Raw genomic sequence first — 13705 nt, 5'->3', positions numbered from 1 at the left:
CACCCGTAAAAAACCCCCCGCGACGCATACGCATCGCGGGGGTTTTGTTTTTCCGGAGCGCCGGGCCGCCATGCACCCGACGACGCCAACGCGTCACTTCTGCAGCAACGCCTTCAGGCTCGCGAGCCGGTCCTTCGGCGACATCGGCGCCTCTTCCGGCGTCGGCGGCGGCGCCTCGTCGAGCCCCATCTCCGGGATGAAGCGCGACGGTTCGCACACGACCGTCTCGCGCGCCCGCTTGCGCTTCTTGCACCAGTTCAGGTGCAGGCTGCGCTGCGCGCGCGTGATCGCGACGTACATCAGCCGGCGCTCCTCCTCGATCCGCTCGTTGTCGATCGGGCCGTCGTCCTCGGAGCCGCCGCGGTGCGGCATGATGCCCTCCTCGACGCCGACCAGGAACACGTGCGGATACTCGAGCCCCTTCGACGCATGGACGGTCGACAGGCGCACGGCGTCCGGATCCTCTTCCTTGCCCTCGAGCATCGACATCAGCGCGACGGTCTGGATCAGGCCGAGCAGGTTCTTGCCCGTATCGGCGAGCCCGTCCGCATTGTGGAAACCTTCCGCCTCGCCGTCGACGGCCTCCGTCTCGGGCTTGGTGCCCTTGCGCTTCAGCCATTCGAGGAATTCGAGCACGTTCTGCCACTTCGACTGCGCCTGCCGCTCGTCGAACGCGTCGTACAGGTACGCCTCGTAGTGGATCGCCTCCATCATGTCGTCGAGCACGACGGTGGCGGGATCCTTGTCCGCGCGCTCGGTCAGGCGCTGGATGAAGTCGCAGAACATCCGCAGCGGCTCGACCTGCCGCGCGGACAGCCGCGCCTCGATCCCGCCCATGTACACGGCCTCGAACAGCGACACTTTCGCCTGCCCCGCGAACGAGCCGAGCGCTTCGAGCGTCGTGTTGCCGATCCCGCGGCGCGGCGTGGTGACCGCGCGGATGAACGCGGGATCGTCGTCGGCGTTCGCGATCAGCCGCAGGTACGCGCACAGATCCTTGATCTCGGCCTTGTCGAAGAACGACTGGCCGCCCGACAGCACGTACGGGATCCGCTCGCGCCGCAGCACCTGCTCGAAGATCCGCGCCTGGAAGTTGCCGCGATACAGGATCGCGTAGTCGCGGAACTGCGCGCGCCGCTCGAACTTGTGCGCGGACAGCCGGAACACGACCGATTCGGCTTCATGCTCTTCGTCGTTGCACGGCGTGACGGTGATCGAATCGCCCATCCCGTGCTCGGACCACAGCTTCTTCTCGAACAGTTTCGGGTTGTTCGCGATCACGTTGTTCGCGGCGGTGAGGATGCGCACCGTCGACCGGTAGTTCTGCTCGAGCTTGATCACGTGCAGCTTCGGGAAATCCTTGCCGAGCTGCGCGAGGTTCTCGAGCGTCGCGCCGCGCCAGCCGTAGATCGCCTGGTCGTCGTCACCCACCGCCGTGAATGCGGCGCGCGGGCCGGCGAGCAGCTTCAGCAGCTCGTACTGGCACGCGTTGGTGTCCTGGTATTCGTCGATCAGCAGGTAGCGCAGCTTGTTCTGCCAGCGGTCGCGCACCTGCTCGTTCTTCGCGAACAGCTCGGCGGGCAGGCGGATCAGGTCGTCGAAGTCGACCGCCTGGTACGCATGCAGCGTCGCGACGTAGTTGCGGTAGACCAGCGCGGCCTGGTGCTCGTCCTCGTTGGCCGCGATCGCCATCGCCTCGTCGGGCATGATCAGGCCGTTCTTCCACAGCGAGATGATGCTCTGGATCTTGCGGATCAGCCCCTTGTCGGTCGTGCCGAGTTGCTCCTGGATCATGCCGAAGCAGTCGTCCGAATCCATGATCGAGAACTGCGGCTTCAGGCCGACGTGCTCGGCCTCCTGGCGCAGGATCTGCACGCCGAGCGAGTGGAAGGTGCAGACGGTGAGCTGGTTGACGGGCACCTTGCGGCCTTCCTTGCCGGGCGTGGTGAGCGTCTTGCCCTCGAGCAGCTTCCCCACGCGCTCGCGCATTTCGGCGGCCGCCTTGTTCGTGAACGTGACGGCGGCGATGTGGCGCGGCTCGAAGCCTTTCGCTTCGATCAGGTGCGCGATCTTCTGCGTGATCACACGGGTCTTGCCGCTGCCCGCGCCGGCGAGCACGAGACAGGGACCGTCGAGGTAGCGCACCGCTTCGTTCTGGGCGGGATTGAGGCCTGCGGACATGATGGCGGATGGTGTTGCGGTTGACGGCGGAACGCCGGGAGGATGCCTTGCGCGGCAGGCTGGCGAAGCAGGCGGACACGCGGGCAGGACGCGCATGTTAACACGTCGGCGGCGTGCTTTTCGGGAGCGCCGCCGGGCGGGGCTGCGCGGGCCGACCGGCCGGCCGCCCCCTGTCCGTCCGGCCAATCCGGCCCCGTTCTCGCACCGATCGGCCACAATATGTCCACCCGGCGCAGCCCCTCGCCGGCCCGCTTGAATCACCTGAACCGCCACCGGATCGACATCATGGGATACCCGTTCGCCACCGCTGCCCTTGGCCCGCTGCTGTTCGCGCAGGGGCGCTACGTGCGCCGCGTCACGCCGCGGCTGCCCGAGGCAGCCGGCCCGCGCGCCGGGGTAGCGGGCGACGGCCCGCCGCTGCGCGTGCTGGTGGTCGGCGATTCGGCCGCCGCGGGCGTCGGCGTCGCGACGCAGCGCGACGCGCTGTCCGGGCAACTGGCGAACGCGCTGGCGGCCACCCACCGCGTGAGCTGGAAACTGCTCGCGCACACCGGACTGACCACGCAGGATCTCGTCGACTGGCTCGCCGCCGAGCCGGCCGAGCCGTTCGACGTGGCCGTCACGTCGCTCGGCGTCAACGACGTGACGGGCGGCGTGCCGCCGGCCCGCTGGCGCGCGCAGCAGGCCGAGCTCGTCCGGCTGCTCGCCGCGCGCTTCCGGGTCGGGCACGTGATCCTGTCCGCGGTGCCGCCGATGGAGCGCTTTCCGGCGCTGCCGCAGCCGCTCGCGTGGTATCTCGGGCGGCGCGCGAAGCGGCTCAACACGGCGCTCGCCGGCTGGGCCGCCACGCAGCCGCATTGCACGTTCCTGCGTGTCGCGCTGCCGCTCGAGCGCCACCTGATGGCCGCCGACGGCTTCCACCCCGGCGAAGCCGCATGCGCCGCGTGGGCCGAGCAGGTCGCCGCCGCCGTGCGGCGGCGGGCAGCCGCATGACGCGGCGCGGCGCCCGTGCGCCAGCCGCTCACCGCACGGGCCGGCGGGCAAACACGCACGGGCGGCCTGCGCGCTCGCGCAAGATGCCGGCTGTCCTTGCGCAAGCGCCGGATCGCACCGCGCATTTCGCCCAACGCGCCAGTACAAGCGGCGGCGCCATGCCAAAATAGCCGGTCGTCTTCGCGCCGTCTCGGCGCACCATCCTTTAGTTTCCTTCGCAGCCAGGGATTGCCATGTCGTCATTGCTCAGGATTGGTTTGATGGGTTTCGGTTTCGCCGGCGCGACGTTCCACGCGCCCGTGATCGCCACGAGCGGCCGCACTGAAGTCGCCGCGATCGCGACGGGTCAGCCCGATCGCGCGCAGGCCGCGTATCCGGGCGCGCGCGTCGTCCCCGATCTCGACACGCTGCTCGGCCTCGACGACATCGAGTGCGTGGTGATCGCCACGCCGAACGACACGCACTTCGCGCTCGCGCGCCAGGTGCTCGAAGCCGGCCGTCACGTGGTCGTCGACAAGCCCGTCACGCTCACCGCCGACGAGGCGCTCGCGCTCGCGCGGCTCGCGAACGCGCGCAGCCGGCTGTTCGCGCCGTTCCACAACCGCCGCTGGGACGGCGATTTCCTCACCGTGCGCCGTGTCGTCGAATCGGGCGAGCTCGGCCGGCTGACCTGTTTCGAATCGCACTTCGACCGCTTCCGCCCAACGCCGCGCACGCGCTGGCGCGAGGAGCCCGCCCGCGGCGGCGGCCTGCTGCTCGACCTCGGCCCGCACCTGATCGACCAGGCGCTTGCGCTGTTCGGCGTGCCGGAGACCGTGAGCGCGACCGTCAAGACGCGCCGCGACCACGGCACGGCGCCCGATTTCGTGCATCTGCAGCTCGGCTATCCGGACAAGGACGTCGTGCTGCACGCGAGCGCGCTGTCGGCGATCGAACCCGCGCGCTTCACGCTGCACGGCACACGCGGCAGCTACCAGAAGTTCGGGCTCGACACACAGGAAGACCAGCTCAAGGCCGGCCTCACCGCGGACGACGTCGAATTCGGCGGCGGCAACCCGCCCGGCCTGCTGCGCGTGCTGGACGGCGACGTCGAGGTCGAGGTCGAGGTCGAGCGCCCGGTGCCGACGCTCGATGGCCAGTACGCGGAGTTCTACCGCGCGCTCGCCGCGTCGATCCGCGACGGCGCGCCGTTCCCCGTCACCGCGCAGGACGCCGTCGACGTGATGACGATCATCGAACTCGCCGCGCAAAGCGAGCACGATGGCCGCCGGCTGCCGTTCGTGCGCCGCACGATCTGACACCGCGCGCCGGCCGGTCATGGCCGGCCAGCGCACGCTCACTTGGATCAGCCGGAACATTCGGTTACAAATGCCGGGGGAACGAAAGTCAGCGCCCGACCGGTCTGACGCGTTTCTCAAAAAAGTCGATACGACACCAATCCGTCAGGAGAATGTTGATGCAACGGTTGATTCGCGCAGCTGCGTGCTGCGTCCTGGTTTCCTCGCTTGCGGCCTGTATCGTGCAGCCGCAGCAGCCGGTCCGCCCGGCCCCCCCGCCGCGGCCGAATCCGCAGGTCGTCGCGAACGAGCGGATGCAGCAGATCCAGGGCCGGATCGACAACCTGCATCGCCGCATCGATGCGCGCGTGAACGGCGGCTACTACCCGCCGCCGTACGGCGCGCAGCTTCATCACCGCCTCGACGTGATCCGCCAGGAAGCGAACGACATGTCCGCGCAACACAGCGGCGGCCTGTCCGGCGACGAGCAGCGCGTGCTGAACCAGGAACTCGACACGGCCGCCCGCGCGATCGGCGAGTAACGCACCGGCGCCCGCCGGAGCGGAAAAGCGGCGGCACCCGGTGCCGCCGCTTGTCGCGAAGCGACATTCTTTTGCTCAAATTGACAAGGCCCACCCGCTCGCGTACAGTCGCCCGCACGCGTCGGGAGAGCGTGTAACCGGGCTGTTTCAGCACCGGTTGCGCCGCCGAAGGGGCACACCCGCAAACTCTCAGGCAAAAGGACCGACCGCGTCGGGGAATCCCGTCCGCGCATTGCGCGGGCCACACTCTCCCCGCACTCTGGAGAGCGGCAGTAGCCCGCAGCGCATCGGTTGCGCGGGCAGGCTGCCCACCGAAGGGGCGCGCGTTCGCCAGGCCTGGCCGGCAGCGCAATCTCTCAGGTATCGAGGACAGAGGGGCATGTACCGGATCGCTCGCAGGCCATCGGCCGCGGTGGTCGGCACATGGCCGTTCTGATCCGCGCGCAAGCGCCTTGCCTGAGGCCTCGATGACTGCACTGAATCACACCCCGCTCAACGCCGCGCACCGCGCGCTCAATGCCCGCATGGTCGACTTCGGCGGCTGGGACATGCCCGTCAACTACGGCTCGCAGATCGAAGAACATGAAGCCGTGCGCACCGACGCCGGCATGTTCGACGTGTCGCACATGTGCGTCGTCGATTTCACCGGCAGCCGCGTGCGCGCGTTCTTCGAGCATGCGATCGCGAACAACGTCGGCAAGCTCAAGACGCCCGGCAAGGCACTCTACTCGTGCCTGCTCAATCCGCAAGGCGGCGTCATCGACGACCTGATCGTCTACTACTTCACCGAAGAATTCTTCCGCGTCGTCGTCAACGCCGGCACGGCCGAGAAAGACATCGCGTGGTTCAACCAGCTGAACGAGCAAGGCGGCTTCGGCGTGACGATCGCGCCGCGCCGCGATTTCGCGATCGTCGCCGTTCAGGGCCCGAACGCCCGCGAAAAAACCTGGACGACCGTGCCCGCCGCGCGCGCCGCGACGAGCGAACTGAAGCCGTTCAACGCCGCGCAGGTCGCCGGCACGCCGTTCGGCGATCTCACCGTCGCGCGCACCGGCTACACCGGTGAAGACGGTTTCGAAGTGATCGTCCCGGCCGTGCACGTCGAAGCGCTGTGGAACGCGCTGCAGCAAAACGGCGTGCGCCCGTGCGGGCTCGGCGCGCGCGACACGCTGCGCCTCGAGGCCGGCATGAACCTGTACGGCCAGGACATGGACGACACCGTCTCGCCGCTCGACGCGGGCCTCGCGTGGACGGTCGACCTCTCCGCGCCGCGCGACTTCGTCGGCCGCGCCGCACTGGAAGCCAACGGCACCCGCGCCGCGTTCGTCGGCCTGATCCTGCAGAAGGAAAACGGCAAGGCGGGCGGCGTGCTGCGCGCGCACCAGAAGGTCGTCACGCCGCACGGCGAAGGCGAGATCACGAGCGGCACGTTCTCGCCGTCGATGCAGGAATCGATCGCGTTCGCGCGCGTACCGGCGGCCGTCCAGATCGGCGACCTGGTCCAGGTGCAAATTCGCGACAAGAATCTTCCCGCGCGCGTGGTAAAACTGCCGTTCGTGCGCAACGGCAAGGTCCTCGCTGCGTAACGGCCGGGAGGCCCGCCTCCCGGGAAGCCGGGAGATGGCGCCCGGCGCAACACCACACCCGGCGTGCCTCGGCGGCGCGCCAGCAAAACGAATCACACCCTTTTATCCAGGAGCATCCGATGAGCAACGTCCCGGCCGATCTGAAATACACCGACGAACACGAGTGGATCCGCACCGAGGCAGACGGCACGCTGACGGTCGGCATCACCGATCACGCGCAGAGCACGCTCGGCGACATCGTCTTCCTCGAGCTGCCGGCAGTCGGCAAGCAGGTGAAGGAAGGCGACGCCGTCGGCGTCGTCGAATCGGTGAAGGCTGCATCCGACATCTACTCGCCGGTGTCCGGCGAGGTCGTCGCCGTCAATACGGAAGCCGCCGACGCACCGGAAGAAGTGAACAGCGACGCGTACGGCGTGTGGCTCTTCAAGATCAAGCTCGCGGCCGGCGCATCGACCGACAAGCTGATCGACGCTGCCGCCTACACCAAGCTGATCGACTAATTTCCTCACCCGAACCGCGCGGGGCCGGCCAGCCGCCCCGTCCCGCGCGGGACCAGAGTCACGCCATGAAGCTCGAACACCCGGACCGCCTGATGAACCGCACGCCCCTCTCGCTCGCCGCGCTCGAAACGCACGACGCGTTCGCCGAACGCCATATCGGCCCCGACGCCGCCAGCCAGCAGGCCATGCTCGACACGCTCGGCTTCGCGTCGCGCGCCGCCCTGATCGACGCCGTGATCCCGGCCTCGATCCGTCGCGCCGAAACGCTGCCGCTCGGCCCGTTCGCGCAGCCGAAGAGCGAGGCCGAAGCCCTCGCCGCGCTGCGGGTTCTCGCGGACAAGAACCAGGTGTTCCGCTCGTATATCGGTCAGGGTTACCACGACACGCACACGCCGGCCGTCATCCTGCGCAACGTGCTCGAAAACCCCGCGTGGTACACGGCCTACACGCCGTACCAGCCCGAAATTTCCCAGGGCCGCCTCGAGGCGCTCCTGAACTTCCAGCAGATGGTGGCCGACCTCACGGGCCTCGCGATCTCGAACGCGTCGCTGCTCGATGAAGCCACCGCCGCCGCCGAAGCCATGACGCTGCTGCAGCGCACCGGCAAGCCGGCGTCGAACGTGTTCTACGTCGCCGACGACGTGCTGCCGCAAACGCTCGAAGTGATCCGCACGCGCGCGCTGCCGGTCGGCATCGAGGTCAAGACGGGCCCGGCCGCCGACGCGGCACAGTCGAATGCATTCGGCGTGCTGCTGCAATACCCGGGCGTGAACGGCGACGTGCGCGACTACCGCGCGCTCACCGACGCGATCCACGCGGCCGGCGGCCACGTGGTCGTCGCAGCCGACCTGCTCGCACTGACCGTGCTCACGCCGCCCGGCGACTGGGGCGCGGACGTCGCGATCGGCAACACGCAGCGCTTCGGCGTGCCGATGGGCTTCGGCGGCCCGCACGCCGCGTATCTCGCGGTGCGTGACGAATTCAAGCGCCAGATGCCGGGCCGCCTCGTCGGCGTGACGGTCGACGCCCAGGGCAAGCCCGCGCTGCGCCTCGCGCTGCAAACCCGCGAACAGCACATCCGCCGCGAGAAGGCCACGTCGAACGTGTGTACCGCGCAGGCACTGCTCGCGATCATGGCCAGCATGTACGCGGTCTACCACGGCCCGCACGGCCTGAAGACGATCGCGCTGCGCGTGAACCGCATCGCGGCGCTGCTCGCCGCCGGCGTGAAGCAACTCGGCTTCGCGACCGTCAACGACACGTTCTTCGACACGCTGACGATCGACACCGGCGCGCGCACCGCGCAGATTCACGAATTCGCGAAGGCGAAGCGCATCAACCTGCGCCGCGTGAGCGACACGCAAGTCGGCGTGTCGGTCGACGAAACGACGACGCGCGACGACCTCGCCGATCTCCTCGCCGTGTTCGCGCAAGCCGCAGGCGGCACCGCGCCGGCCGTCGACGCGCTGGACGCGGGCCTCGCCGGCGTCGCCGCGCTGCCGGCCGGCCTCGAGCGCACGAGCGCGTACCTGACGCACCACGTGTTCAACCGCCACCATTCCGAAACCGAAATGCTGCGCTACCTGCGCAGCCTGTCGGACAAGGATCTCGCGCTCGACCGCTCGATGATCCCGCTCGGCTCGTGCACGATGAAGCTGAACGCGACGTCGGAAATGCTGCCGGTCACGTGGCCCGAATTCGGCCGGATCCATCCGTTCGCACCGGCCGAGCAGACCGTCGGCTACCGCGAGATGATCGACCAGCTCGAGCAGATGCTCGTCGCGGCCACCGGCTACGCGGCCGTGTCGCTGCAGCCGAACGCGGGCTCGCAGGGCGAGTACGCGGGCCTGCTGATCATCCACGCCTACCACGCATCGCGCGGCGAAGCACACCGCGACGTGTGCCTGATCCCGGCATCCGCGCACGGCACGAACCCGGCGTCCGCGCACATGGCCGGCATGAAGGTCGTGGTCGTTGCATGCGACGCGCAAGGCAACGTCGACATCGCCGATCTGAAGGCAAAGGCCGACGAGCATTCGAAGGATCTCGCGGCGATCATGATCACGTATCCGTCGACGCACGGCGTGTTCGAGCAGAACGTGCGCGAGATCTGCGAGATCGTCCATGCGCACGGCGGCCAGGTGTACGTCGACGGCGCGAACATGAACGCGATGGTCGGCCTGACCGCGCCGGGCCAGTTCGGCGGCGACGTGTCGCACCTAAACCTGCACAAGACCTTCTGCATCCCGCACGGCGGTGGCGGCCCGGGTGTCGGCCCGGTCGCAGTCGGCGCGCACCTCGCGAAGTTCCTGCCGAACCAGCGTTCGACCGGCTACACGCGCGCGGAAGACGGCATCGGCGCGGTATCGGCCGCGCCGTACGGCTCGGCGTCGATCCTGCCGATCTCGTGGATGTACATCGCGATGATGGGCGCGAAGAACCTGACCGCCGCAACGGAAACCGCGATCCTCAACGCGAACTACATCGCGAAGCGCCTCGCGCCGCACTACCCGGTGCTGTATTCGGGCCCGGGCGGGCTGGTTGCGCACGAGTGCATTCTCGACCTGCGTCCGATCAAGGAATCGAGCGGCATCACCGTCGACGACGTCGCGAAGCGCCTGATGGACTACGGCTTCCACGCGCCGACGATGAGCTTCCCGGTGCCGGGCACGCTGATGGTCGAGCCGACCGAATCGGAATCGCAGGAAGAACTCGACCGCTTCATCGCCGCGATGATCGCGATCCGCGACGAAATCCGTGCGGTCGAGGAAGGCCGCGCCGATCGCGAGGACAACCCGCTGCGTCACGCACCGCACACGGCGGCCGTCGTCACCGCGAACGAATGGCCGCACGCGTACTCGCGCGAGCAGGCTGCGTACCCGGTCGCGTCGCTCGGCACGAACAAGTACTGGCCGCCGGTCGGCCGCGCGGACAACGTCTACGGCGACCGCAACCTGTTCTGCTCGTGCGTGCCGATGTCGGAATACGCATAACGCGCACAGGCCAGGAGCCGTCCGATGGCAATCGCACCGCACGCAACTCCGTGTTGCGTGCGGTTTTTGCATTCGCCGCCCGAACCGGTGCGCGTTCGCCCGCCAATCCGGCTAACATCACACGCGATCCAGCCAATGAAGGAGTTCCGCATGGTGCGTCCGATGTTTCCGGGCCAGGGTGCAATGCAGAGCCGGCCGCGCACGCGCGCACGCCGGTTCGCGCCGATGCTCGTCGCGTCGCTGTCGTTTGCCGCCGCCGGCCTCGGCGCGTCCGGCAGCGCGCGCGCCGCGATGAATTTCTGCGCGGCGCCGGCACTGCAGGCGAGCGAGACGACCCAGGCCGAGCCGGGCGTCCAGGCGCTGATCCGCAGCGTCGACGCGCGCATCGGCGAGCAGCCGAAGGCGATGCCGCGCGTGCACACCGAGGGCACGCTGCCGCACGAAGGCATCTACGACCAGAGCGTCGACGCGCTGAAGGATCTCGACCTGATGCGCGACGCCGCGCTCGCGTGGCGCGTGACGAACGCGCCGCGCTACCTGCAGCTCGTCGACCGCTTTCTTTCCGCGTGGGTCGCGACCTACCAGCCGAGCTTCAACCCGATCGACGAGACGCGCTTCGACAGCCTGATCGTCGCGTACGACATGACCGCGAGCGCGCTGCCGGTGAAGACCCGCAACGCGACGGCCGCGTTCATCGCGAAGCTCGGTGCCGGCTATGTCGCACAGATCGACGCGCAGAAGCGCCCGCTCACCGGCACCTGGCGCAACAATTGGCAAAGCCACCGGATCAAGCTGATCGCGCTGTCCGCGTTCACGCTCGGCGACCGCAAGATGATGAACGCCGCGCAGCGGCTGTTCGTCGAGCATCTCGCCGACAACATCGGCCCGGACGGCAAGACGTGGGACTTCGAGGAACGCGATGCGCTGCACTATGCGGTGTACGACCTGCAGCCGCTGGTGACGGCCGCGCTCGCCGCGCGCCGCTTCAACCGCAACTGGCTGCGCGAGCGTGGCGCAAACGGCGCGACGCTCGCGGCCGCGCTCGACTGGCTCGTGCCGTACGCGCTCGGCGAGAAGACGCACGAGGAATTCGTGAATTCGCCGGTGCCGTTCGACGCGAAGCGCCGCGAGGCCGGCCTGCCGGGCTACACGGGGCAGTGGGACCCGAAAAACGCCACCGAACTCTTTCATCTGGCCGCGCGGCTCGACGGGCGCTATGCCCGCGTCGCGCAGCAGCTTTCCCCAACGCCGCCCGCATGGCTCGCCGCGTGCCTGCCATTGCAGGCGCGCTAGCACTACTCTTAAAGCAAGGCAGAAATCAACATGGCAGTCAGCGTCTTTGACCTCTTCAAGATCGGTATCGGTCCGTCCAGTTCGCATACGGTCGGGCCGATGCGCGCGGCGCTGATGTTCGTCCAGGGCCTCGAGCGCGACGGGCTGCTCGACGCAACGGCCCACGTGAAGGTCGAGCTGTACGGCTCGCTCGGCGCGACCGGCAAGGGCCACGGCACCGACCGCGGCGTGATGCTCGGCCTGCTCGGCGACGCGCCCGACACCGTCGATCCCGACACGATCGACGCGCGGCTGGAAGACGTCCGCAAGTCGAAGCAGCTCGCGCTGCTCGGCACGCACCCGGTGCCGTTCGTGCTGAAGGAGAACATCGCGTTCTACCGCCAGGCGCTGCCCGAGCACCCGAACGGAATGAAACTGCGCGCGTCCGACGCGAGCGGCGCGGTGCTGGTCGAGCGCACCTACCTGTCGGTCGGCGGCGGCTTCGTCGTGACGGCCGGCGCACCGAACACGAAGGTGCTGAGCGCGGCCGAGCAGATGACGCACCCGTTCCGCACCGGCGCCGAGCTGCTCGCGCTGACCGAGTCGACCGGCAAGTCGATCGCGCAGCTGATGTGGGAAAACGAGCGCGCGTGGCATACCGAGGAAGAGACGCGCGACGGCCTGCTGAAGATCTGGGCCGTGATGCAGTCGTGCGTGTCGCGCGGCTGCGGGATCGGCAACCCGGAAGCCGACGGCAACCTGCCCGGCCCGTTCCAGGTCAAGCGCCGCGCGCCGCAGCTGTACCGCACGTTGACGGGCAGCCCGGAGCGCGCGCTGCAGGATCCGCTGTCGATGATCGACTGGATCAACCTGTACGCGATCGCGGTCAACGAGGAAAACGCGGCCGGCGGCCGCGTCGTCACTGCACCGACCAACGGCGCGGCCGGCATCATCCCGGCCGTGCTGCACTACTACACACGCTTCACGCCCGGCGCGAACGAACGGGGCGTGATCGACTTCCTGCTGACGGCCGCCGCGATCGGCATTCTTTACAAGCTCAACGCGTCGATCTCCGGCGCGGAAGTCGGCTGCCAGGGCGAAGTGGGCGTCGCGTGCTCGATGGCGGCCGGCGCGCTCGCGGCCGTGCTCGGCGGCACGCCGCAACAGGTCGAGAACGCGGCCGAGATCGGGATGGAGCACAACCTCGGCCTCACCTGCGACCCGGTCGGCGGGATGGTGCAGATCCCGTGCATCGAGCGCAACGCGATGGCGTCGGTGAAGGCCGTCAACGCGGCGCGCATGGCGCTGCGCGGCGACGGCTCGCACTACGTGTCGCTCGACTCCGTGATCAAGACGATGCGCGAGACGGGCGCCGACATGAAGACGAAGTACAAGGAAACGTCGCGCGGCGGGCTCGCGGTGAATATCGTCGAGTGTTGATGCCGGCGCCGGCGGCCATGCGGGGCGGATCGATATCCCGCCAGGCCGCCGGGCACGGCTCCGGACACTAATCGTTCAGCCAGTTCTCCAGTCGCAACCCCGGATAGCTGACGAAATCCCGCTCGTTGTTGGTGACGAGGGCGACATCGAGCGACACCGCATGCGCGGCGATCAGCTTGTCGAGGTGGTCCTTCTTCCGCTCGCGCGTTGCGTCTCGGACCGGACCATACGCGTGCGCAGCCGCGACGTCGAAAGGCGCGACGGGAATATCCTCGATCAATGCGGCGAGGTTGCGACGCTCCCGCGCGGGATTCGCACATGCGGTCACGCCGTACTCGAGTTCGGCGTAAGTGATCGCCGACATGACGACGTCGCCGGTGTAGCACTGCGCAAAACGTTTCGCCACCTGCTCCGGCTGATTTTTCATCAGATAGATGCACATGTTGGTGTCGAGCATGTAGCGCGGCATCACAAACCCTCGCGTTCGGCCTGCTCATGCTCGCCACGCCCTTCGGTCATGAAGTCCGGCCCGAATTTCGCGAATTTCTCGAGTACCCGAGTCAGGGGTCGCCGCATCGGCCGAATGCGGATTTCGTCGCCGACGCGCTCGATTTCCAGCTCGATATCGCTGCGTTCATAGGCAAGGTCCGCAGGAATGCGCACGGCCTGCGAGTTGCCGTTCCGAAATACCCTCGTGGTGTGCATGTCGATCTCCGCCCGGATGTACAGTGTATGTACATTATATGATGCAGGCCGAGATGTAAATCCATGTGTGTACATACGCCTCCCGATGGCGGTCTGCCCGACGCGTCAACATCAACCCGCCGCTGAAGGTCGACATGCCGATTCAGCGTCCGGCTCAATATCCGTAGCGCGTACTTTTCATCGTCGCGCCAACGAGCACAAGCTGGCCGTTCGGCC

Annotated in this window: 11 protein-coding genes and 2 riboswitches; of the genes, 8 read left to right on the top strand and 3 right to left on the bottom strand. The window is 68.3% G+C overall.

Annotated features, from left to right (window positions below):
* Positions 1-93: 93 nt before the first annotated feature.
* Entirely contained in the window at positions 94-2181 is a 2088-nt protein-coding gene (locus HWX39_RS21370) for a UvrD-helicase domain-containing protein (protein ID WP_175969862.1), read from the bottom strand.
* A 285-nt stretch (positions 2182-2466) separates the two neighbouring features.
* On the opposite strand from HWX39_RS21370, the gene HWX39_RS21365 reads away from it, so the two are divergent.
* The 8 genes from HWX39_RS21365 to HWX39_RS21330 all read left to right on the top strand — a co-directional run bounded on the left by HWX39_RS21365 (position 2467) and on the right by HWX39_RS21330 (position 12784).
* Positions 2467-3174, top strand: coding sequence for an SGNH/GDSL hydrolase family protein (locus HWX39_RS21365; protein ID WP_175969861.1), 708 nt, complete (start codon positions 2467-2469; stop codon positions 3172-3174).
* Between the two features lie 233 nt (positions 3175-3407).
* The gene (locus HWX39_RS21360; protein ID WP_175969860.1) at positions 3408-4472 is read left to right on the top strand and encodes an oxidoreductase; all 1065 of its coding nucleotides are present in this window, start codon (positions 3408-3410) and stop codon (positions 4470-4472) included.
* A 158-nt stretch (positions 4473-4630) separates the two neighbouring features.
* Positions 4631-4993, top strand: a complete 363-nt coding sequence (locus HWX39_RS21355) for a hypothetical protein (RefSeq protein WP_027788671.1) — start codon at positions 4631-4633, stop codon at positions 4991-4993.
* Positions 4994-5105: 112 nt separating this feature from the next.
* Positions 5106-5209, top strand: a riboswitch (glycine riboswitch).
* A gap of 33 nt (positions 5210-5242) precedes the next feature.
* Positions 5243-5376: riboswitch (glycine riboswitch) on the top strand.
* A gap of 84 nt (positions 5377-5460) precedes the next feature.
* The gene (gcvT, locus tag HWX39_RS21350) at positions 5461-6579 is read left to right on the top strand and encodes a glycine cleavage system aminomethyltransferase GcvT (RefSeq protein WP_175969859.1); all 1119 of its coding nucleotides are present in this window, start codon (positions 5461-5463) and stop codon (positions 6577-6579) included.
* Between the two features lie 119 nt (positions 6580-6698).
* Positions 6699-7079, top strand: coding sequence for a glycine cleavage system protein GcvH (gene gcvH / locus HWX39_RS21345; RefSeq protein WP_047899491.1), 381 nt, complete (start codon positions 6699-6701; stop codon positions 7077-7079).
* A 65-nt stretch (positions 7080-7144) separates the two neighbouring features.
* Positions 7145-10072, top strand: coding sequence for an aminomethyl-transferring glycine dehydrogenase (gcvP, locus tag HWX39_RS21340; RefSeq protein ID WP_175969858.1), 2928 nt, complete (start codon positions 7145-7147; stop codon positions 10070-10072).
* 150 nt (positions 10073-10222) lie between these two features.
* Complete coding sequence (locus HWX39_RS21335) at positions 10223-11365, top strand: alginate lyase family protein (protein WP_175969857.1); 1143 nt, start codon at positions 10223-10225, stop codon at positions 11363-11365.
* Positions 11366-11395: 30 nt separating this feature from the next.
* A complete protein-coding gene (locus tag HWX39_RS21330; protein WP_175969856.1) occupies positions 11396-12784 on the top strand; it encodes an L-serine ammonia-lyase in 1389 nt (462 codons plus the stop codon).
* 67 nt (positions 12785-12851) lie between these two features.
* Here the strand turns inward: HWX39_RS21330 and HWX39_RS21325 are convergent, their stop codons facing one another.
* Positions 12852-13253 (bottom strand): type II toxin-antitoxin system VapC family toxin, encoded by a 402-nt coding sequence (locus HWX39_RS21325; RefSeq protein ID WP_175969855.1) that lies wholly within the window; start codon positions 13251-13253, stop codon positions 12852-12854.
* Entirely contained in the window at positions 13253-13489 is a 237-nt protein-coding gene (gene vapB / locus HWX39_RS21320; protein ID WP_175956716.1) for a type II toxin-antitoxin system VapB family antitoxin, read from the bottom strand. Before vapB ends, HWX39_RS21325 begins: the two co-directional genes overlap by 1 nt.
* Between the last annotated feature and the right edge of the window lie 216 nt (positions 13490-13705).

Source organism: Burkholderia sp. BCC0322, assembly GCF_902833045.1.
Classification (GTDB): domain Bacteria; phylum Pseudomonadota; class Gammaproteobacteria; order Burkholderiales; family Burkholderiaceae; genus Burkholderia.
The sequence above is the reverse complement of the archived record's forward strand: the minus strand, read 5'-3'. Positions and strand labels throughout refer to the sequence as shown.

Excerpts from the sequence above, each read along its gene's own strand:
- HWX39_RS21365 (WP_175969861.1), top strand. The coding sequence starts at position 2,467 with ATGGGATACCCGTTCGCCACCGCTGCCCTTGGCCCGCTGCTGTTCGCG.
- vapB (WP_175956716.1), bottom strand. The coding sequence starts at position 13,489 with ATGCACACCACGAGGGTATTTCGGAACGGCAACTCGCAGGCCGTGCGC.
- HWX39_RS21325 (WP_175969855.1), bottom strand. The coding sequence starts at position 13,253 with ATGCCGCGCTACATGCTCGACACCAACATGTGCATCTATCTGATGAAA.
- gcvP (WP_175969858.1), top strand. The coding sequence starts at position 7,145 with ATGAAGCTCGAACACCCGGACCGCCTGATGAACCGCACGCCCCTCTCG.
- gcvT (WP_175969859.1), top strand. The coding sequence starts at position 5,461 with ATGACTGCACTGAATCACACCCCGCTCAACGCCGCGCACCGCGCGCTC.
- HWX39_RS21370 (WP_175969862.1), bottom strand. The coding sequence starts at position 2,181 with ATGTCCGCAGGCCTCAATCCCGCCCAGAACGAAGCGGTGCGCTACCTC.
- gcvH (WP_047899491.1), top strand. The coding sequence starts at position 6,699 with ATGAGCAACGTCCCGGCCGATCTGAAATACACCGACGAACACGAGTGG.
- HWX39_RS21360 (WP_175969860.1), top strand. The coding sequence starts at position 3,408 with ATGTCGTCATTGCTCAGGATTGGTTTGATGGGTTTCGGTTTCGCCGGC.
- HWX39_RS21335 (WP_175969857.1), top strand. The coding sequence starts at position 10,223 with ATGGTGCGTCCGATGTTTCCGGGCCAGGGTGCAATGCAGAGCCGGCCG.
- HWX39_RS21355 (WP_027788671.1), top strand. The coding sequence starts at position 4,631 with ATGCAACGGTTGATTCGCGCAGCTGCGTGCTGCGTCCTGGTTTCCTCG.
- HWX39_RS21330 (WP_175969856.1), top strand. The coding sequence starts at position 11,396 with ATGGCAGTCAGCGTCTTTGACCTCTTCAAGATCGGTATCGGTCCGTCC.